The organism is Streptomyces sp. NPDC000410 (genome assembly GCF_040300305.1).
Taxonomy (GTDB): Bacteria; Actinomycetota; Actinomycetes; order Streptomycetales; family Streptomycetaceae; genus Streptomyces.
In genome coordinates this window covers 180,443-199,536 of sequence record NZ_JBEPDM010000001.1, presented here as the reverse complement: position 1 = coordinate 199,536, position 19,094 = coordinate 180,443, and the positions used below count along the sequence as shown (strand labels likewise).

The 19,094-nt window shown below is 70.6% G+C and carries 17 protein-coding genes; 6 read left to right on the top strand and 11 right to left on the bottom strand.

Features of this window, described 5'->3' with window-relative positions; translation table 11 throughout:
• Positions 1–2: 2 nt before the first annotated feature.
• Positions 3–557 (bottom strand): peroxiredoxin, encoded by a 555-nt coding sequence (locus tag ABT342_RS00910; RefSeq protein ID WP_351564988.1) that lies wholly within the window; start codon positions 555–557, stop codon positions 3–5.
• A gap of 135 nt (positions 558–692) precedes the next feature.
• Between ABT342_RS00910 and ABT342_RS00905 the strand changes: the two genes are divergently transcribed.
• Positions 693–1,652, top strand: coding sequence for a hydrogen peroxide-inducible genes activator (locus tag ABT342_RS00905; RefSeq protein ID WP_351564986.1), 960 nt, complete (start codon positions 693–695; stop codon positions 1,650–1,652).
• A 131-nt stretch (positions 1,653–1,783) separates the two neighbouring features.
• Here ABT342_RS00905 and ABT342_RS00900 read toward each other — a convergent pair whose 3' ends face one another.
• Both ABT342_RS00900 and ABT342_RS00895 read right to left on the bottom strand, forming a co-directional pair.
• The gene (locus ABT342_RS00900; protein WP_351564983.1) at positions 1,784–2,029 is read right to left on the bottom strand and encodes a type II toxin-antitoxin system antitoxin; all 246 of its coding nucleotides are present in this window, start codon (positions 2,027–2,029) and stop codon (positions 1,784–1,786) included.
• Positions 2,026–2,973, bottom strand: coding sequence for an SPFH domain-containing protein (locus ABT342_RS00895; RefSeq protein ID WP_351564980.1), 948 nt, complete (start codon positions 2,971–2,973; stop codon positions 2,026–2,028). The genes ABT342_RS00900 and ABT342_RS00895 overlap by 4 nt, the downstream gene beginning before the upstream one ends.
• 243 nt (positions 2,974–3,216) lie before the next feature.
• Between ABT342_RS00895 and ABT342_RS00890 the strand changes: the two genes are divergently transcribed.
• Complete coding sequence (locus tag ABT342_RS00890) at positions 3,217–5,511, top strand: transglycosylase domain-containing protein (protein WP_351564977.1); 2,295 nt, start codon at positions 3,217–3,219, stop codon at positions 5,509–5,511.
• Between the two features lie 98 nt (positions 5,512–5,609).
• Here the strand turns inward: ABT342_RS00890 and ABT342_RS00885 are convergent, their stop codons facing one another.
• The 3 genes from ABT342_RS00885 to ABT342_RS00875 form a co-directional block, all read right to left on the bottom strand.
• Complete coding sequence (locus tag ABT342_RS00885; RefSeq protein ID WP_351564974.1) at positions 5,610–7,619, bottom strand: SpoIIE family protein phosphatase; 2,010 nt, start codon at positions 7,617–7,619, stop codon at positions 5,610–5,612.
• Positions 7,620–8,026: 407 nt separating this feature from the next.
• Positions 8,027–8,692 (bottom strand): cytidylyl-2-hydroxypropylphosphonate hydrolase, encoded by a 666-nt coding sequence (fomD, locus tag ABT342_RS00880; protein ID WP_351564972.1) that lies wholly within the window; start codon positions 8,690–8,692, stop codon positions 8,027–8,029.
• A gap of 160 nt (positions 8,693–8,852) precedes the next feature.
• The gene (locus tag ABT342_RS00875) at positions 8,853–10,271 is read right to left on the bottom strand and encodes a class II fumarate hydratase (RefSeq protein WP_351564969.1); all 1,419 of its coding nucleotides are present in this window, start codon (positions 10,269–10,271) and stop codon (positions 8,853–8,855) included.
• A gap of 103 nt (positions 10,272–10,374) precedes the next feature.
• Here ABT342_RS00875 and ABT342_RS00870 point away from each other — a divergent pair, with 103 nt between their 5' ends.
• Positions 10,375–11,907, top strand: coding sequence for a ricin-type beta-trefoil lectin domain protein (locus ABT342_RS00870; protein WP_351564966.1), 1,533 nt, complete (start codon positions 10,375–10,377; stop codon positions 11,905–11,907).
• Positions 11,908–11,991: 84 nt separating this feature from the next.
• On the opposite strand, the gene ABT342_RS00865 is transcribed toward ABT342_RS00870, so the two are convergent.
• Positions 11,992–12,609 (bottom strand): hypothetical protein, encoded by a 618-nt coding sequence (locus ABT342_RS00865; protein ID WP_351564964.1) that lies wholly within the window; start codon positions 12,607–12,609, stop codon positions 11,992–11,994.
• A 233-nt stretch (positions 12,610–12,842) separates the two neighbouring features.
• On the bottom strand, positions 12,843–14,510 hold the full coding sequence (locus ABT342_RS00860) for a fumarate hydratase (protein WP_351564961.1): 1,668 nt from the start codon (positions 14,508–14,510) through the stop codon (positions 12,843–12,845).
• Between the two features lie 164 nt (positions 14,511–14,674).
• Here ABT342_RS00860 and ABT342_RS00855 point away from each other — a divergent pair, with 164 nt between their 5' ends.
• Both ABT342_RS00855 and ABT342_RS00850 read left to right on the top strand, forming a co-directional pair.
• A complete protein-coding gene (locus ABT342_RS00855) occupies positions 14,675–15,379 on the top strand; it encodes a DUF1707 SHOCT-like domain-containing protein (RefSeq protein ID WP_351564958.1) in 705 nt (234 codons plus the stop codon).
• A 208-nt stretch (positions 15,380–15,587) separates the two neighbouring features.
• The gene (locus ABT342_RS00850; RefSeq protein WP_351564955.1) at positions 15,588–15,941 is read left to right on the top strand and encodes a WhiB family transcriptional regulator; all 354 of its coding nucleotides are present in this window, start codon (positions 15,588–15,590) and stop codon (positions 15,939–15,941) included.
• Between the two features lie 221 nt (positions 15,942–16,162).
• Here ABT342_RS00850 and glpX read toward each other — a convergent pair whose 3' ends face one another.
• Positions 16,163–17,194 carry a class II fructose-bisphosphatase gene (glpX, locus tag ABT342_RS00845; protein ID WP_351564952.1) on the bottom strand — a complete coding sequence of 344 codons (1,032 nt, stop codon included), beginning with the start codon at positions 17,192–17,194 and terminating at the stop codon, positions 16,163–16,165.
• 133 nt (positions 17,195–17,327) lie between these two features.
• Between glpX and ABT342_RS00840 the strand changes: the two genes are divergently transcribed.
• Positions 17,328–17,837 (top strand): DUF4245 domain-containing protein, encoded by a 510-nt coding sequence (locus ABT342_RS00840; RefSeq protein WP_351564949.1) that lies wholly within the window; start codon positions 17,328–17,330, stop codon positions 17,835–17,837.
• A 202-nt stretch (positions 17,838–18,039) separates the two neighbouring features.
• Here ABT342_RS00840 and ABT342_RS00835 read toward each other — a convergent pair whose 3' ends face one another.
• Complete coding sequence (locus ABT342_RS00835) at positions 18,040–18,630, bottom strand: malonic semialdehyde reductase (RefSeq protein WP_351564948.1); 591 nt, start codon at positions 18,628–18,630, stop codon at positions 18,040–18,042.
• Positions 18,631–18,812: 182 nt separating this feature from the next.
• Positions 18,813–19,094: an exodeoxyribonuclease VII small subunit gene (locus tag ABT342_RS00830; protein ID WP_351564945.1), complete on the bottom strand. Its 282-nt coding sequence runs from the start codon at positions 19,092–19,094 to the stop codon at positions 18,813–18,815.

The following is a 19,094-nucleotide window of genomic DNA, read 5'->3' as shown; positions in this document are numbered from 1 at the left end:
GCTCACTCACCGGCCAGCAGCTTGACGGGGTCGAGGGTGTTCTCGCCCTTGGTCCAGTTGCAGGGGCAGAGCTCGTCGGTCTGCAGGGCGTCGAGGACCCGCAGGACCTCCTTGGGGTTACGGCCGACGGAGCCGGCGGTCACCATCGTGAACTGGATCTCGTTGTTCGGGTCGACGATGAAGACGGCACGCTGGGCGAAGCCGTCCTCGCCCTCGATGCCGAGGTCGCGCATCAGCTCGTGCTTGGAGTCGGCCAGCATCGGGAAGGGCAGGTCACGCAGGTCGGCGTGGTCCTTGCGCCAGGCGTGGTGGACGAACTCGGAGTCGCCGGAGAAGCCGAGGATCTGAGCGTCGCGGTCGGCGAACTCCTCGTTCAGCTTGCCGAACGCGGCGATCTCGGTGGGGCAGACGAAGGTGAAGTCCTTGGGCCACGCGAAGACGACCTTCCACTTGCCCTCGTAGGACTTGTGGGTGATCTGCTCGAACTCCTTGCCGCTCTCCAGCGAGACGCAGGCGGTCAGTTCGAAGGTGGGGAACTGGTCACCGACAGTGAGCACACGCTCTCCTTGCAGGGGGGGGAAGACCCCTTTTGGGGGTGCTTCCGGGGGGTTGGACGGACCCCGATCGTGGCACAGGGCTCATTGATCACAGAAATAGCTAGACTGGGTCATCGCGATCGGAGGTGCCTATCAGTGGCGGTGGCCAAGGTGACGCATACGGTGAACCGGGGCAAGCAGCCCAGCCTGTCCCAGCTGCGGGCGTTCGCGGCCGTGGCCGAGCACCTGCACTTCCGGGACGCGGCCGCCGCGATCGGGATGAGCCAGCCCGCGCTCTCCGGCGCCGTATCGGCGCTGGAGGAAGCACTCGGCGTCCAGCTGCTGGAGCGTACGACCCGCAAGGTGCTCCTGTCGCCCGCGGGGGAGCGGCTCGCGGTCCGCGCCAAGTCCGTTCTGCACGCGGTCGGCGAGCTGATGGAGGAGGCCGCGGCGGTCCAAGCCCCCTTCACCGGGGTGCTCCGGCTCGGCGTGATCCCCACGGTCGCACCGTATCTGCTGCCGAGCGTGCTGCGGCTGGTCCATGAGCGTTACCCCGAACTGGACCTCCAGGTGCACGAGGAGCAGACCTCGTCCCTGCTGGAGGGGCTCGGCGGCGGGCGGCTCGACCTGCTGCTGCTCGCCGTACCGCTCGGTGTGCCGGGAGTGACCGAACTGCCCCTCTTCGACGAGGACTTCGTCCTCGTGACGGCGCAGGAGCACTGGCTCGGCGGCCGCCAGGACATTCCGCGCGAGGCCCTGAAGGAACTTCCGCTGCTGCTCCTCGACGAGGGGCACTGCCTGCGTGACCAGGCCCTCGACATCTGCCGCGAGGCGGGCCGCACGGAGGGGGCTCCGGTCACGACCACCGCCGCCGGCCTGTCCACCCTGGTCCAGCTGGTCGCCGGCGGCCTGGGGGTGACCCTCCTGCCGCGCACGGCCGTCCAGGTGGAGACGGGCCGCAACCCCGCGCTCGTGACCGGGGACTTCGCAGCCCCTGCCCCGTCGCGGCGCATCGCCCTGGTGATGCGCTCGGGGGCCGCGCGGCAGGAGGAGTTCGAGGAGTTCGCGCAGGCGCTCAGGGGGGTGCTGAGGGGCCTGCCGGTGCGGGTGGTGTGACTCCGGGGCTCCTTGTCACTCCGTGCGCAGTCCCTCCGGACGCATCAGGCGCAGCAGCGGCGGCAGGCTCAGCGGCGTCACCACCAGGACCACACCCCCGCCGATCCCGGTCATCGCCCCCACCGACGCCCCTACCCCGGAGGGGCCTCGTCGCGAGGGGGCTTCGGGGGGCGGCCGCGGCGGGGGATGGGGGTGACGCCGCCCGGCAGCCGGCCGGCGTCCGCGAGCGCGCGCCGCAGCAGGAACTCGATCTGCGCGTTCGCGCTGCGCAGTTCGTCCGAGGCCCACCGGGCGAGCGCCTCGTACACCGCCGGGTCCAGCCGCAGCAGTACCTGCTTCCGCTCCGGAGGCGGGGGCGGCGGAGGCGGCGGCGTCACTGGTACAGCGTGCCGGTGTTGACGACCGGCTGCGCCGCGCGATCCCCGCAGAGCACCACCATCAGGTTCGACACCATCGCCGCCTTGCGCTCGTCGTCCAGCTCCACGAAGCCCTCCTCGGAGATCCTCGCCAGCGCGGCCTCGACCATGCCGACCGCGCCGTCCACGATCTGCCGGCGCGCCGCGACCACGGCGCCCGCCTGCTGGCGCTGGAGCATCGCGGAGGCGATCTCGGGCGCGTACGCGAGGTGCGTGAAGCGGGACTCGATGATGTGGACGCCCGCCGCCTCGACCCGAGCGTGCAGCTCGATCGCCAGCTTCTCCGTGATCTCCTCGGCGTTGCCGCGCAGCGACAGACCGTCCTCCTCGTGGGCGTCGTACGGGTACTCGATCGCGATGTGCCGCACCGCCGCCTCGGTCTGCGTCGAGACGAACTCCAGGAAGTCGTCCACCTCGAACGTCGCCTGCGCCGTGTCCTCGACCCTCCACACGACCACCGCGGCGAGCTCGATCGGGTTGCCGTACGCGTCGTTGACCTTGAGGATCGCGGTTTCGTGGTTGCGCACCCGGGTGGAGATCTTCTCGCGCGAGGTCAGCGGGTTCACCCAGCGCAGACCGTCCGTGCGGATCGTCCCCCGGTAGCGCCCGAAGAGCTGGACGACCCGGGCCTCGCCCGGCGCCACCGTGTTCAGCCCGCACATCGCGAAGAACGCGGCGAACGCGATCAGGATGCCGAGCACGATGAGGCCGGCCTTCGCACCGCCGTCCGAGAGTGTGGCGCCTGCCACCACGAGCCCGACGCCTGCCACCAGGCCGAGCAGGCCGAGCAGCAGCGCCAGGCCGCCGCCGATGCTGTGGGCCGCGAATTCCCGGATCCCCGAATCCCGTACCTGCGGGGTCTCCGGCAGGTCGTCGTCGTGGGTGGACGTGCTGGTCACGGACATGGTGGTCCCCCGTTTCGCCGGCCGCGTCGGGCGGCCGGAAGCGCTAGCAATGTGATTACACATTATCGGTTGTCGCAACCTTGTCCACCTCTTATGAGTCGGTTCCCTAGAGACGGGTGCTGATTGTCACGTCCGGAAAAGGCCGGATCAGTGGCCCTTTGTCGGCACGCGCGGTGCTAGCTTTCTGAGCTGATCTGACGACGAGACGATCAACTGGACGACGACGAGCGGAGCGACGGGGCGATGGGCCGAGCGGATGCGCGACAGACCCGGCAGCGCGATGCGCGCCGGGCGAAGGGTGGCGGAGGCATACGCCGGTTCTTCACCTGGAGGAAGATGCTGGGCACCTTCCTCGGCGTCTGCCTGGTCCTGATGGGCGCGTTCCTCGTCGTCTACTGGCTCGTTCCGGTACCCGGCCCGAACCCCGAGGCCAACAAGCAGAGCAACGTCTACAAGTACGCCAACGGCGAGATGCTCGCCCGCACCGGCGAGGTCAACCGGGAGATCGTCGGCCTCGACAAGATCCCCGTGGACGTCCAGCACACGTTCGTCGCCGCCGAGAACAAGACGTTCTACAAGGACTCCGGCGTCGACCTGAAGGGCACCGCCCGCGGTCTGTTCAACACCGTCACCGGCAAGGGCAAGCAGGGTGGCTCGACCATCACCCAGCAGTACGTCAAGAACTACTACCTGAACCAGGACCGGACGGTCACCCGTAAGCTCAAGGAGCTGGTGATCTCGCTCAAGGTCGACCGGCAGATGGGCAAGCCGGACATCCTGGCCGGGTACATCAACACCAGCTACTACGGCCGCAGCGCCTACGGGATCCAGGCCGCGTCCCAGGCCTACTACGGGGTCGACGCGGGCAAGCTGGACGTCGCGCAGGGCGCGTATCTCGCCGCGCTGCTCCAGGCCCCCAGCGATTACGACTGGGCGGTCGCGTCCGACACCGGCAAGAAGCTGGTGACCGAGCGCTGGAACTACGTACTGGACAACATGGTCGAGGAGGGCTGGCTCGACGCCTCCGAGCGCGCCGGCCTCAAGTTCCCCGTCCCCAAGGCGCCGAAGGCCGCCCCCGGCATGGAGGGCCAGACCGGTTATCTCGTCGAGGCGGCCAACGCCGAGCTGGAGCGCCAGGGTGTCAGCGAGGAGGACATCGAGGCCGGCGGCTGGACCATCACGCTCAACATCGACAAGAAGCGCCAGGACGCCCTGAAGAAGGCCGTCGAGGACCAGGTCGAGGAGAAGCTCGACCGCAAGGCCGACAAGAAGGCCGCGACCGTCCAGGTGGGTGCGACCTCCGTCGATCCCAAGACCGGCCGTGTCGTCGCGATGTACGGAGGCATCGGCGCCACCGAGCACTGGATGTCCAACGCCACCCGCCGCGACTACCAGCCCGCCTCGACCTTCAAGCCCATCGTGCTCGCCTCGGCCCTGGACAACGGGTCCGAGACGCAGGACGGCCGCCCGATCGGGCTGAACACGGTCTACGACGGCAACAGCAAGCGGCCCGTCGAGGGCAGCGACGTCCCCTTCGCCCCGCAGAACGAGGACGACAGGAGCTACGGCCAGGTCACCGTCCAGGAGGCCACGGACCGGTCGATCAACTCGGTCTACGCCCAGATGATCGTCGACGTCGACCCGGGCAAGACGAAGAAGACCGCTCTCGACCTCGGCATGACGGACGGCAAGGGCTGGCCGGAGGACCCCGCGATGTCGCTGGGCACGATGGGCGCCTCCACCTGGGACATGGCCGCCGCGTACGCCACGCTCGACAACCACGGCAAGCGGACCACGCCGGCCATCGTGAAGTCCGCAGTGCACAAGGACCGCGTGGTGGAGCTCCCCGACCCGTTCGGGGACCAGGTGATCAGCCGCGAGGCGGCCGACACCGCCACCAAGGCCATGATGGGCGTCGTCACCCACAGCGTGGGCTCGGGCTCGAACGCGCTCGGCGACTACCACGCGGCCGGCAAGACCGGCACCTCCGAGAACAACCGCTCGGCCTGGTTCGTCGGCTACACGCCCGAACTCGTCACCGCCGTCGGATTTTTCGGCGAGAAGCCGGACGGCACCGGCCAGGTCACCCTGACCGACGCGATCAACCCGGGCCGCGCCAACGGCGGTGGCTTCCCCGCCAAGGTCTGGAAGCAGTACACGACGGCGGCGCTGAACGGCGGCTCCGACACCGAGTTCGACCTGGAGGTCGCGGAGTCCGAGCCCGAGCTGCCGACGCAGAGCCCGACCGACGAGCCGACGGAGCCCGAGGAGACCGAGACCCCGACCGACGAGCCCACGCGGCCCGAGGACCCGGTCACGCCGCCCACGGAGCCCACGGAGCCCGAGGAGCCGACGGACGAGCCGACCGACGAGCCGACGGATCCGGGCGAGCCGGACGGCGGCGTCACCTCCGGCGCCGACGGAGGCACCGAAACGGGCGGCGGCGGCACGGCCGGTACGACCACCGGCGCGGACGGCGGAGCGGACGCCGGTACGACGAGCGGTGCGACGGGCGGCGTCAGGCCGCCGAGGATGTAGAAGCGAGGCAGGGCCCCGGCACACCGCGCCGGGGCCCTGCCCCGTTCTCTGCCTCCGTCGACGGGATCCGCCCCGCAGGGGACCGGTCCCGTACGGGATCAGTGGGTGGCCAGCTCGAACCACACCACCTTGCCGGTCGACAGCCGGGTCGCCCCCCACCTCCTGGCCAGCCGGTTCACCAGGAAGAGCCCGCGCCCGCCCTCGTCGGTGTCGCGAGCCCGCCGCTGCCTCGGCAGCTGCGGGGAGTCGTCGCCGACCTCGCAGCGCAGCACGTCCGTACGCAGCAGCCGCAGCGTCACCGGCCGCTCCGCGTACCGCACGGCATTGGTGACCACCTCGCTGACCAGGAGCTCCACCGAATCGGAGAGGTCCTCCAGGTCCCATCGGGCGAGCGCGCGCCGGGCGAGCCTGCGGGCCCGGCCGGGGGCCGCGTCCTCCGGCTCCAGGAACCAGTAGGCGACATCGCTCGGCGCGATCCCGTCGAAGCGGGCGGCGAGCAGCGCGATGTCGTCGTCCCGGTCACCCGGGCCGAGCATGTCCAGCACGTCGTCGCACAGGGCCTCCAGCGGCGGCGAGTGGTCGGGCCCGGTGAGCTGGGCGGTCGCGGCGAGGCGCTCCCGCAGCTGCTCGATCCCGGTCCAGACGTCCCGCAGCCGCGACTCGACGAGCCCGTCGGTGTAGAGCAGCAGGGTGGCCCCGGCCGGGGCGTCCAGCTCGACGGCCTCGAAGTCCACACCGCCGACGCCGATGGGCGCACCGGGCGGGACCCGCAGCACCTCGGCCCGGCCGCCCAGGTGGAGCAGTATCGGCGGCGGATGGCCCGCGTTCGCGATGGTGATGCGGTGCGAGACCGGGTCGTACACGGCGTACATGCAGGTCGCCATGCGGTCGGTGCCGAGCCGCTGGGCCTGCTCGTCGAGGTGGTGGAGCACCTCCTGCGGCGGCAGATCCAGACCGGCCAGCGTCTGGGCCGTCGTCCGCAGCTGGCCCATGATCGCGGCCGAGGTCATGGAGTGGCCCATGACGTCGCCGACGACCAGCGCCACCCGGCTGCCGGGCAGCGGGATCGCGTCGTACCAGTCGCCGCCGACCCGGGCGGTCTCGGCGGCCGGCAGGTAGCGCGAGGCGAGCCGCACGCCGGTCGGCTGCGGCAGCCCCTCGGGCAGCATCGTGCGCTGGAGTTCGTCCGCGATGTACGCCTCGCGGCCGTACAGCACGGCCTTGTCGATGCCGAGCGCGGTGTGCGTCGCCAACTGGGCGGCGACCAGCAGATCGTTCGCCTCGAACGCGGGACGGTCGGGCCGGCGCAGGAAGACCGCCGCACCGATGACGCGGCGGCGGCCGCGCAGCGGGGCGAGGATCGCCCGGTGCCCGCCCGGCACGGTCCGGTCGGCGCCGAGCAGCTCGGGCAGGGCCGCGCGGGCGGCCGCGGAGTCGCCGAAGACGGGGCGCACACCGCGCAGCACCTCGGCGAGCGCGCTGCCGGTCCGGACCTCGCACAGCTCGGCGGCGGGCAGCAGATCGGCCTGCGGGTTGAGCACCGGCACCTGGCGCGCCGAGCCCGCCGGGCCGTACAGCACGCCGTCGCTGTCCTCGTCGGTTAAACGCAGCCTGTCGGTACGGCGGAGCCGCAGGATGAACGGCGCCACCGGCCGCTCGTCGCCGACCGGGAGCGGGTCACGCAGATAGACGAGGATCGCGTCCGAGAACGTCGGCACGGTGGCCCGGCACAGGCCGAGCACGATCTCGTCCAGGTCTATCCCGCGCGCGATGCGCCGGGTCGCGGCGCCCACGAAGCGCAGCCGGTCGCCCTCGCGGCGGGCGACACCGGTGAGGTCCTGCGGCTGCTGGGCCGGCAGGCCGGACGCCATGACCGCGGGAGGCGCCGACGGCACGGGCGGCGCCGGAGGCACCGGCGGTCGGCCGGGCTGCCCGGCCGGCGCCGGGGGTTGCGCGGGTACGGGCGGCACGGGCGGCTGCGGGGGCACACCGCCGGAAGAGGCCGGCCCGGGGGCATGGGCGGCCGCTTCCGGCCGGGGCCGGGTGCGTTCGTGCGGCCGGGCAGCCAGGGGCTGCCGGCCTTCGTGGGAGGTGGGATGCTCCGTCACGCGTGGGGTTCCGTCCGTCCGGGCCGGTGGTGCGAGGCTGGGTCCTGTCGTGCCTCGATTGCCGCTGTGCGTCGCGTCCGGGGGCGGTGGCGAGCATGGCCGCACCGCGGGTCACCGGGCCGGCGGGCGGAGGTTCCGCCCGTGGTCCCAGGCGGCAACGCCCCTGGACGGTCGATATAGCCCATACCCAATCCGGGCGTGGCGTCGACAAGTTGAGGGAGATCCGGGCACACATCGCGCACGGTTTCCTCCCCCTCGTGATGACTTACGGTCAGTTCCGGTTCTCTGCTCAGTCGTTGAGGCGATCGATGCGATGATCCTCGGCGCGCCTCGGCCCTGCGGAGGACGATCCTACGTTTGAACCCCGGGGGCGCATCAAGGGTCTCTTCCAGGGTCTCACGACCATGTCACGCGGAGGTGCGCGCCGGGGTGCGATTCCAGTCGGTGGGCAGCTCAGGGACCGGCCACAGGGGATCGGGCCGCCAGTCCTCCCAGCCGTCCGAGAACGGCGCCCCCCAGGCCTGGATCACCTCGACCGCGGACCGCCCGGCAGCCCGCACCCGGCGGGCCTTCCCGGCGTTCATCAGCCCGGCCTGCTGCGCCTGGGCGAACTCGTCCTCGTCGAGCCAGTCCCAGCTGCGGTCCGGGCGTACGGTGATGTCCAGGAAGTGGTCCTCGGAGTCCACCCCGCCGGACCAGCGGGTGCGCGGCTCCTCCAGGTTCACGTACCAGTTCTTGAACCGCCAGCCCCGCTCCCAGAACAGCCACACCGACCACGGTTCCCCGGGCCGGGCCAGCTTCAGCACGCCCGTACCGAACCAGCGGGAACGCGCGGTGGTGCGGGGTGCGGTGTACCGGGTGGCGAGCGGTTCGTGCTGTACGGGCGTACCGTTCGCCAGCACCGGCTTCACGCATTCGGTGCCCGGCGCCATCCATACGGCCAGCAGCTCGTCACTGTCCTCGACGACGGTGACGGGCCGGCAGATGTGGACGTCACCGGAGCCGTTGCCGCGGTAGCGCCAGAGGATGTGATCCCCCGCCGTCCAGTGCTGAGACCCTGCCGATCCTGTCATGCGCAGATCTTAGTTGTGCCCCCGCCGGACCGCTGCGTCCCAGGTCACGGACATTCCTCCGGACATGCCCCGGACATCCTCCAGACCATTCCTCCAGACATGCCCCGGACATCCCTGGAGACGCCCCGGGCATCCCCCGGGCCGTCCCCGCGCGCCGCCGCTACGGCCGCGTCATCCGCAGCACGTCCAGCGCCTCGTCCAGCTGCTCCTCCGTCAGATCCCCGCGCTCCACGTACCCCGACTCCAGCACCACCTCGCGGATCGTCTTCCGCTCGGCCAGCGACTTCTTAGCGACCTTCGCGGCCTCCTCGTAGCCGATGTACTTGTTCAGCGGGGTGACCACCGACGGCGAGGACTCGGCGTACTCCCGGGCGCGCTCGACGTTCGCGGTGATGCCGTCGACCGTGCGGTCCGCGAGCAGCCGCGACGCCGTCGTGAGCAGACGTACGGACTCCAGCAGGTTCTTCGCCATCACCGGCAGCATGACGTTGAGCTCGAAGTTGCCCGCCGCTCCCGCCACCGCGACCGTCGTGTCGTTGCCCATCACCTGCGCGGCCACCATCAGCACGGCCTCGGGGATCACCGGATTGACCTTGCCGGGCATGATCGACGATCCCGGCTGGAGGTCGGGGAGGCTGATCTCGGCCAGACCGGTGCGCGGGCCGCTCGCCATCCAGCGCAGATCGTTGGAGATCTTGGTGAGCGAGACGGCGATCGTGCGGAGCTGCCCGGACGTCTCCACGAGCGCGTCCCGCGCGCCCTGCGCCTCGAAGTGGTCCCGGGCCTCGGTCAGCGGCAGCCCGGTGGTCCGCGCGACTTCGGCGATGACGGCGGCGGAGAAGCCGGGCGGGGTGTTGATGCCGGTGCCCACGGCGGTGCCGCCGAGGGGCAGTTCGGCGAGCCGGGGCAGCGAGGCCCGCAGGCGCTCGATCCCGTACCGGATCTGCGCGGCGTAGCCCCCGAACTCCTGGCCCAGGGTGACGGGAGTCGCGTCCATCAGATGCGTACGGCCGGACTTGACCACGTCCGCGAACTCGGCGGCCTTGCGCTCCAGCGCCTCGGCCAGATGCCCCAGCGCGGGGATCAGGTCCCCCGTCACGGCGGCGGTCGCCGCGATGTGGATGGACGACGGGAAGACGTCGTTGGACGACTGGGAGGCGTTGACGTGGTCGTTGGGGTGGACGGGGCGCCCGAGACGCTCCCCGGCCAGGGTCGCCAGGACCTCGTTCGTGTTCATGTTGGACGACGTGCCGGAGCCCGTCTGGAAGACGTCGACCGGGAAGTGCTCGTCCCAGCGGCCCTCCGCGACCTCCGCCGCCGCCTCCCGGATCGCCTCCGCGACGTCCTTGTCGAGCACCCCGAGCTCCGCGTTGACCTTGGCGGCGGCCGCCTTGATCCGGGCCAGGGCCTCGATGTGGGCGCGCTCCAGCCGCTGTCCGGAGACCGGGAAGTTCTCCACGGCCCGCTGGGTCTGGGCCCGCCATCTGGCGTGCGCGGGGACCCGCACCTCGCCCATGGAGTCGTGCTCGATCCGGTATTCGCCCGGCTGCCCGTCCGCGTTGCTGCTCACATCCGACATCTTCAAACCTCCGAAAAAGTTGAGCACTTGTCTTGTTCTGCCTATTCCCAACTGCGCTACCGACCAGTAAAAACCGTCGGTAACACCAAACCGGGGAGGCGCAATGAGGCGCACACGGCACAGACTTCGCTGTACGGTCGCGGCCGCCGCGGCCCTGACGGCAGCTCTCGGCACGATGGCAGCCACCACCCCCGAGCGCGCGCACGACACGGCCCGCTCGGCCGCATCCGTATCGTCGGTCCCCCTTCCGCCGGAGCTGGAGAAGATCCGCGCCGCGGAGGCGACCGCCCTCTACGGCGACCCCGCCGAGCGCCCGCTCGGCCAGCGCAAGACCGGGCTCATCTCGCTCGGCGACAGCGAGATCTCGGGCGAGGGCGTCGGCACGTACGAACCCGGCACGAACGGCCCCGACAACTGGTGCCACCGCTCGCCGGACGCCGCCATCCACCGCACCGGCATCGCCGCCGACGTCACGTACAACGTCTCGTGCTCGGGCGGCTACACCGGCAACATCCGCATCGGCGGGTCGAAGCAGTACGCCGACGAGCTCGTCCAGAGCGACAACCTCGCCATCAAGGCGCGCAACACCCGGATCAAGATGGTGCTCCTGGTCGCCGGGGCCAACGACGACCTCCAGTTCGGCCCCGTGATGACGGACTGCGTCACGCGGTGGCTGCTCAGCCAGGGGCCCTGCGAGTCCAAGTACGCGGCGGGCTGGCAGGCGCGGGTCGACGCCCTCGTCCCCAAGGTCGAGCAGACCGTGCGGGACCTGCGTACGGTGATGAGCGACGCGGGCTACGCGGACGGCGACTACAAGCTCGTCGTGATGGGCTACCCGAGCCCCATCGGTCCCGACTTCAAGGACAACCCGAAGTTCCCGGGCAAGCTGATCTGCGGTGGGACGGGGTACGACTCCGACACCGTCTGGGGCCGCAACACCGCCGTACCCGCCTTCGAGCGCGGCATGCGCAAGGTGGCGAAGTCGACCGGGGCCGTCTATCTCGACAACTCCCGGCTCTTCCACGGCCATGAGGTCTGCATGGAGGACACCTGGGCGCGCGGACTCTACCTCGACGTGTCCAACCCCTTCCCGCCGGACGCCAATTCGGCCCGCCAGTCCTTCCACCCCAACGCCCGCGGCCACGCCGCCTTCGCCTCGTGTCTGACCCAGCTCTACGACTCGGGCCTGCGCGAGGCCAGTTGCGCCGACCCGGCGTCCACGGGCAAGCCGGCGCTGTATCCGCTGGCCTGGGACGACGTGTTCAAGCCACTGAAGAACGAGGCGACGGGCACATGTGTGGACGTCGACGCGTCCGTCACCCGCAACGGCACCGGAGTCCTCGGCTGGGACTGCCACGGCGGCCGGAACCAGGGCTGGTGGTACGACACCGCCCGTAAGTCCGTGCACACCGAGCTCACCCAGGACCGCTGCCTCGACGTGCCGGGGGCCGACTACAAGGCGGGCGCGGCACTCATCGTGTGGAACTGCTCGGGCGCGGCGAACCAGCAGTTCGTCCGCCAGGCCGGCACTCTGCGGCCCGCGGCGGCGACGGGGCTGTGCGCGACGCTGGGCGCCGCGAAGGACCCGCTGCGGCTGCAGCCGTGCGACGGGTCGGCGAAGCAGCGCTTCGCGTAACCGCCGCTCCTCCCGTACGCCCCCCACACCCGGCCGGACCGTCCGGCCGGGTGTTCCCCCTTCCTGCCGCGGCTGCCTCCGCGGCTACAGCCAAGGGTCCTGCCACTGCGGCAGCGGGGCGGAGGCCACCTTGAATCCGCCCTCGGTCACCGTCGTGAAGGGCGCCGGGGCCATGCAGGTCCCCACCCGGGCGAGGATCGGGTCGTGGCCCGGGTCGGCGTTGGCGATGCCCCACGAGAAGCCCAGCCGGTCCGGCGCGCCGTGCCGGCCGTCCTGCACGCTGATGCCGATCCGGGTGCCCTTGGAGCCGGTGTTCGACTTCGTCACCACCGCCGTCAGGGTGGCCACCCCGTCGCCGGTGACGAGGCAGTCCACCTCGGCCTCCGATATTCCTGCCTTGCCCGTCTCTGTCACGTAGTGGTAGACGGTGACCTTGCCCTTCGCGTCCAGGGGCGCCCCCTTCAGCGACGTTCCTTTGATCGTGAAGGGGCGGGTGTAGGGCGCCGCCTCCGCGTCCACGCTGAACCGGATGACATCGCCCTTCGGTGCGTACGCGAAATGCACCTGAGCGGCGCCGTGCACGGCGGCGGTGCGGGGCTTCGAGGGCTTCGAGGGCGGCGAGGCCGGTGCGGGGGCGGCGGCGACCAGGGCGGTGACGGTGGCGAGCGCGGCGACGGACAGCGTCATGCTGCGGATCTTCATCTGAACTCCCTTGACCAGGTGTCCCGTTGGGTTCGTTCGGTTACGGGACAAGCCTCGCCCGGGGCCAGGGGGAGCGGCCATCTGCCGATCGGCCCGACCTGCGGGGCCGGGGTACGCCGATCGGCAGAGCGGCGAGCAGCGGTCGCGCGTCAGCGGGCGTCGACGCACGTCGCCGTGCGACGTGAGGCCGCTGCGCGGGGCGGGAGCTCCGGGGAACTCCCGCCCGTCGGGCGTTACGCCAGGCCCGGGCCGCGCACCGGGATGCTGGTGAACGTCGGGGCGGGCGCCGGGTCCTGGAAGAAGTCGTTGCCCTTGTCGTCGACGACGATGAACGCGGGGAAGTCCTCGACCTCGATCTTCCAGACCGCCTCCATGCCGAGCTCCTCGTACTCGACGACCTCGACCTTCTTGATGCAGTCCTGGGCCAGACGGGCGGCCGGGCCGCCGATCGAGCCCAGGTAGAAGCCGCCGTGCGTGCCGCACGCGTTCGTGACCTGGTTGCTGCGGTTGCCCTTGGCCAGCATGACCTTGGAGCCGCCCGCAGCCTGGAACTGCTCGACGTAGCTGTCCATGCGGCCGGCCGTGGTCGGGCCGAAGGAGCCGGACGCGTAGCCCTCGGGCGTCTTGGCCGGGCCCGCGTAGTAGACCGGGTGGTCCTTCAGGTACTGCGGCATGTCCTCGCCCGCGTCGAGCCGCTCCTTGATCTTGGCGTGCGCGATGTCGCGCGCCACGACCAGCGGGCCGTTCAGCGAGAGCCGGGTCTTGACCGGGTACTTGGTCAGCTCGGCGAGGATGTCGTCCATCGGCTGGTTGAGGTCGATCTTCACGACGTCGGAGGACTCGTCGAGGTGCTCGTCCGTCGTCTCCGGCAGGAAGCGCGCCGGGTCCGTCTCCAGCTGCTCCAGGAACACACCCTCGGCGGTGATCTTCGCGACGGCCTGACGATCGGCCGAGCAGGAGACGGCGATGGCGACCGGGCAGGACGCGCCGTGCCGGGGGAGGCGGACCACGCGCACGTCGTGGCAGAAGTACTTGCCGCCGAACTGGGCGCCGATGCCGATCTTCTGCGTCAGCTCGAAGACCTTCTCCTCCAGCTCCTTGTCCCGGAACCCGTGGCCGAGGGGCGAGCCCTCGGACGGCAGCTCGTCCAGGTAGTGCGCGGAGGCGTACTTGGCGGTCTTCAGCGCGTACTCCGCCGACGTACCGCCGACGACGATGGCGAGGTGGTACGGCGGGCAGGCGGCCGTGCCGAGCGAGCGGATCTTCTCCTCCAGGAACTTCATCATGGAGGCCTCGTTCAGGACCGCCTTGGTCTCCTGGTAGAGGAAGGACTTGTTGGCGGAGCCGCCGCCCTTCGCCATGAAGAGGAACTTGTAGGCGCCGCCGTCGGTGGCGTACAGCTCGATCTGTGCGGGCAGGTTCGAGCCGGTGTTCTTCTCGTCCCACATGGTCAGCGGGGCCATCTGCGAGTAGCGCAGGTTCAGCTTCGTGTAGGCGTCGTAGATGCCGCGCGAGAGGGCTTCCTCGTCGCCGCCGGACGTCAGCACGTTCTGCCCGCGCTTGCCCATCACGATCGCCGTGCCGGTGTCCTGGCACATGGGGAGCACGCCGGCGGCCGCGATGTTCGCGTTCTTGAGCAGGTCGAGCGCCACGAACTTGTCGTTGGACGACGCCTCGGGGTCGTCGATGATCTTCCGCAGCTGCGCGAGGTGCGCCGGGCGCAGGTAGTGCTGGATGTCGTGGATCGCCTCTTCGGCGAGCTTGCGCAGCGCCTCCGGCTCGACCTTGAGGAACGTCCGGCCGTCGGCCTCGAAGGTGGACACACCCTCGGCGGTCACCAGGCGGTAGGGCGTGGTGTCCTCTCCCAGAGGAAGCAGATCGGTGTAGTCGAATTCCGGCATTACGGCCATTCCTCACTCGGCAGACGGCGCGGCCTCCATTGGCAACGCGCACACAAGCGTAAGGCGCGCTCCGGGCCCCGATCCTGTGAGGTAAGGCTCAGTTGTCCGGGACTCGGCAGAGTGTGCCCTAGTCGCGATCTATCGCGTTTCGCTACGCTGGCTCCGTGGACCTCGACAAGCATGATGCAGCGGCCTCCGGCAGCGGGCAGCCCCAAAAGCCGGTCGCGCGGCCCGCGGCACCCGGGCGCCCCGCGGACACCCTCCGCGCGTCCGACGCGGACCGCGACCGGATCGCGGACATCCTCAGGGAGGCGATGGCCGAGGGCCGGCTGGACGCCGAGGAGCACTCCGAGCGGATCGAGGCGGTCTACCGGGCCAAGACCCTCGGGGAGCTGGAGCCCCTCGTACGGGACCTGCCGACGGGCAGCCCCCGGCCGGCGCCGGTGTCCTACGGGTACGGGCCGGACGACCCGGCCGCGCCCGCCGAGAACCTGGTCGCGGTCTTCTCCAGCTCCACCCGCAAGGGGCGCTGGCGCGTGGGTGCGAGGACCAACGCCTTCGCGTTCTTCGGCAGCATCGAGATCGATCTGACCGAGGCGATGTTCGGGCAGCGGCTCACCGTGATCAACGCGACCTCGATCTTCGGCAGTGTCGAGGTGCGCGTCCCGGAGAACATCTCCCTGCGGGGCAGCGGCACGGGCGTCTTCGGCAACTTCGAGGTGCGTCATCTGGAGGCCGCCCACCCGGAGGCCCCGGTCGTCGTGGTCAACGGATACTCCGTTTTCGGCAATGTGGAGGCCAAGCCGAAACGGGGCAAGCGCATCGCCGACCTCATCCAGAACAGCCTGCGCAAGCACCTCGGACACTGATCCGGCCCGCCGGACCTGACGCGACCTGCCGAAACCCGACGCGGACCCGCCAGGGCGTGCCGCGAGTCGCCGCGCCACGACGTGCCCCTGAACACGGCCGAAATTCCGCCCTTCGGAACTGCGTGCCACTCAGTGCATAGGCGCGCGCACAGCGGGTAGGCCTTGCTGCATCGTCTCTCGCTCGCGAAGCCGTCGTCAGGAGTAGACCGTGCTGCAACTGCCGCATCAGCCCTTGCAGGTCGCCGCTGTTCCGACCCAGCGCACCTCCGCTCGGGAAGATCAGGCCGGACCCTGGCATACGGAGGCTGTGTGCCGCCGGGACGAAGCCGGGTTGTTCTTCGCCCCGTCCAAGGAGCCCACGGCCGCCCGGCTGGCCCGCGAGGAGGCCGCCAAACGCGTCTGCGCGCGCTGTCCGGTGATGGTGGCCTGCCGGGAGCACGCGCTGCTCCAGCCCGAGCCGTACGGCGTATGGGGCGGGCTCACCGCCGCCGAGCGCCGTGTGGTCCTGGCCCGCCGCAGGCGGCGCGAGATGGAGCTGAAGAAGTCCGCGTCGGCGGCCTGACGTACCCGCACACCGTGGGACACGTACGGGAAGGGGCGCCCCCACCGCACATGGGGACGCCCCTTTCTGTGTTTTTTGAGGCTCAATTCGCCTCCGGGGCGCTGAAGTCCCTGTCGACGGTCGACCGTGCTCGGTCCTTCGTTCCTCAGGACCTCCGCGCGGTCTCCCTTTCGACAGTGACGCGCCCCTTCGGCTCACTCGCCGGGGGATCGGGCTCGGGTCTACTGCGCCCGGTCGAAGTCGATCGCGCTGTACGCGCGCAGCTTCGACAGCCGGTGCGTGGAGTCGATCTGGCGGATCGTGCCCGACTTGGAGCGCATGACCAGCGACTGCGTGGTCGCGGTCTCCGCCCGGTAGCGCACGCCGCGCAGCAGCTCGCCGTCCGTGATGCCGGTCGCGACGAAGAACACGTTGTCGCCGCTGACCAGGTCGTTGGTGGAGAGCACGCGGTCCAGGTCGTGGCCCGCGTCGATCGCGCGCTGCCGCTCCTCGGCGTCCTTCGGCCAGAGCTTGCCCTGGATCGTGCCGCCGAGGCACTTGATCGCGCAGGCGGTGATGATGCCCTCGGGGGTGCCGCCGATGCCCATCAGCATGTCGACGCCGGTGCCCTCGCGGACGGCCATGATCGCGCCGGCGACGTCGCCGTCCGAGATGAACTTGATGCGGGCGCCGGTCTCGCGGATCTCCTTGACGATGCCCTCGTGGCGGGGGCGGTCGAGGATGACGACGGTGACGTCCTCGGGCGAGGAGTTCTTCGCCTTGGCGACCCGGCGGATGTTGACGGCGACCGGGGCGTTGATGTCGACGAAGTCGGCGGCCTCGGGTCCGGTGACCAGCTTGTCCATGTAGAAGACCGCGGACGGGTCGAACATGGTGCCGCGGTCGGCGGCCGCGAGGACCGCGATGGCGTTGGGCATGCCCTTGGCGGTGAGCGTCGTACCGTCGATCGGGTCGACGGCGATGTCGCACTCCGCGCCGGTCCCGTCGCCGATGCGCTCCCCGTTGAACAGCATCGGGGCTTCGTCCTTCTCGCCCTCGCCGATCACGACGACACCGTTCATCGACACGGTGTGGACGAGAGTCCGCATGGCCTTGACGGCCGCGCCGTCGGCGCCGTTCTTGTCGCCGCGGCCCACCCACCGGCCGGCGGCCATGGCGGCGGCTTCGGTGACCCGGACGAGCTCCAGGGCAAGGTTGCGGTCAGGGGCTTCGGGCGACACTTCGAGCTGGGACGGCATGTTGTGCTCGGTCATCGGAGCGCACCTTTCTGTACGACGACGGCCGGTAAAGGAGGGTGCAGTGACTCTATCGGTACGTCGACAAATTGAGCAGAGGGCCCCACGTTTGAGCAGACATCCTTAATGCGACCATAGTGCGGTGGCAGGTATGCGAGGCAAGCAAACGGTACGCGGGATGGTCCAGTCGCTGGCGGTGACCCTGGCCGCCGCATTCGTGGTCTATCTGTTCATTCCACGCGAGGGCCCGGAAGACCCGGTTCCGGCGATCGACTACCGCGTGGAGCTCGTGACGGCGCGGCGAGCGGCACCGTATCCGGTGGCCGCCCCGGCGGGGCTGCCCGAGGGCTGGAAGCCGACGTCGGTCACGTACAGCAGTGAGAGTGACAATGCGTGGCACCTCGGCTACCTCGACCCGGACGACCAGTACGTCGCGATCGAGCAGTCCACGGCCCCTGTCGGGAAGTGGATCCCGGAGGTCACGCAGCAGGCCGCCAGGACGGACCGCACCGAGACGGTGGGTGGCGCGACCTGGCAGCGCTGGGAGGGGCAGAAGTACGACGCGCTCGTCCGCACCGACAAGGGCTCGACGACGGTGATCACGGGTACGGCGTCGTTCGAACGCCTCGCGCAGATGGCGGCGGCCCTGAAGACGTCCTGACGCGACGGGCCCACGGGCCCCGCGGACGTACGGACATGGCGAAGGCCGCCGCACCCGCGTGGGGTGCGGCGGCCTTCGTGCTGCCGAATCGGTCAGACCGTCGTGACGACCTCGTCGAAGGCCAGCCGCGGGGAGCGCGGACTGTGCTGTTCCGGGGGGCGACCCCCGGACCCCCGGCGGCGGGCGCCCGTCGTGGTGTGGGTCAGACCGTCTTGATGACCTCGTCGAATGCCAGCCGCGGCGAGCGCGGGAACCACGCGTCCTCGCCCGGCTTGCCGATGTTGACGACCATCAGCGGGGTGTGGTCGTCGTCCAGGAACTCCTTCTGGATGCCGTTGAAGTCGCAACCGGTCATCGGGCCGGCGGCCAGACCGGCGGCGCGGACGCCGACGATGAAGTACGCGGCCTGCAGCGCGGCGTTCAGCAGGGCGGAGCCCTCACGCACCGGGCGCTCGCTGAAGAACACGTCCTTGGCCTGCGGGAAGTGCGGGAGCAGCGCCGGGAGCTCCTCGTGGAACTCGTTGTCCGCGGCGAGGATCGCGACCAGCGGCGCGGAGGCGGTCTTGGCCTGGTTGCCCTCGGCCATGTGCTGGACCAGGCGCTCACGGGCCTCGGCCGACCGGACCAGGACGACGCGCAGCGGCGACTGGTTGAAGGCGGTCGGGCCGTACTTGACCAGGTCGTAGATGGCCTGCACCTGCTCCTCGGTCACCGGCTCGTCGGTGAAGGTGTTGGCGGTGCGGGCCTCGCGGAACAGGAGGTCCTGGGCGGCGGGGTCAAGAGCGAGGGACATGCTGCTACCTTCCGGATATGCAAGGTTGATCAAGCGTCGCTCTCAAACGTACGGGCGGATAGGTTAACTTTCAACTAAATCGGACCCAAGGTGATCAGGCTCACAGAAGTGATCACCAGTCCCCGGGTCGTCCACCGAGCCGTTCCCCGCGCCCCAGCCCCCGAGCCGTCCCCCGCCCCGGCTCACCCCTCGTCCGACTCCTCGTCCTCGCCCGCGCCCCGGTGCGCGGCCGTGCCGGTGCCGCCCGCGTCGGCATCCCGCTCCGCCAGCGCGGCGTCCAGCCGGGCGCGCGCGCCGTCCAGCCAGCGCCGGCACACCTTCGCCAGCTCCTCGCCGCGCTCCCACAGTGCCAGGGACTCCTCCAGCGTCGTCCCGCCCGCCTCCAGCCGGCGTACGACCTCGATCAGCTCGTCCCGCGCCTGCTCGTAACCGATCGCACCGATCGAACCGTTCGTGGCTGTCAT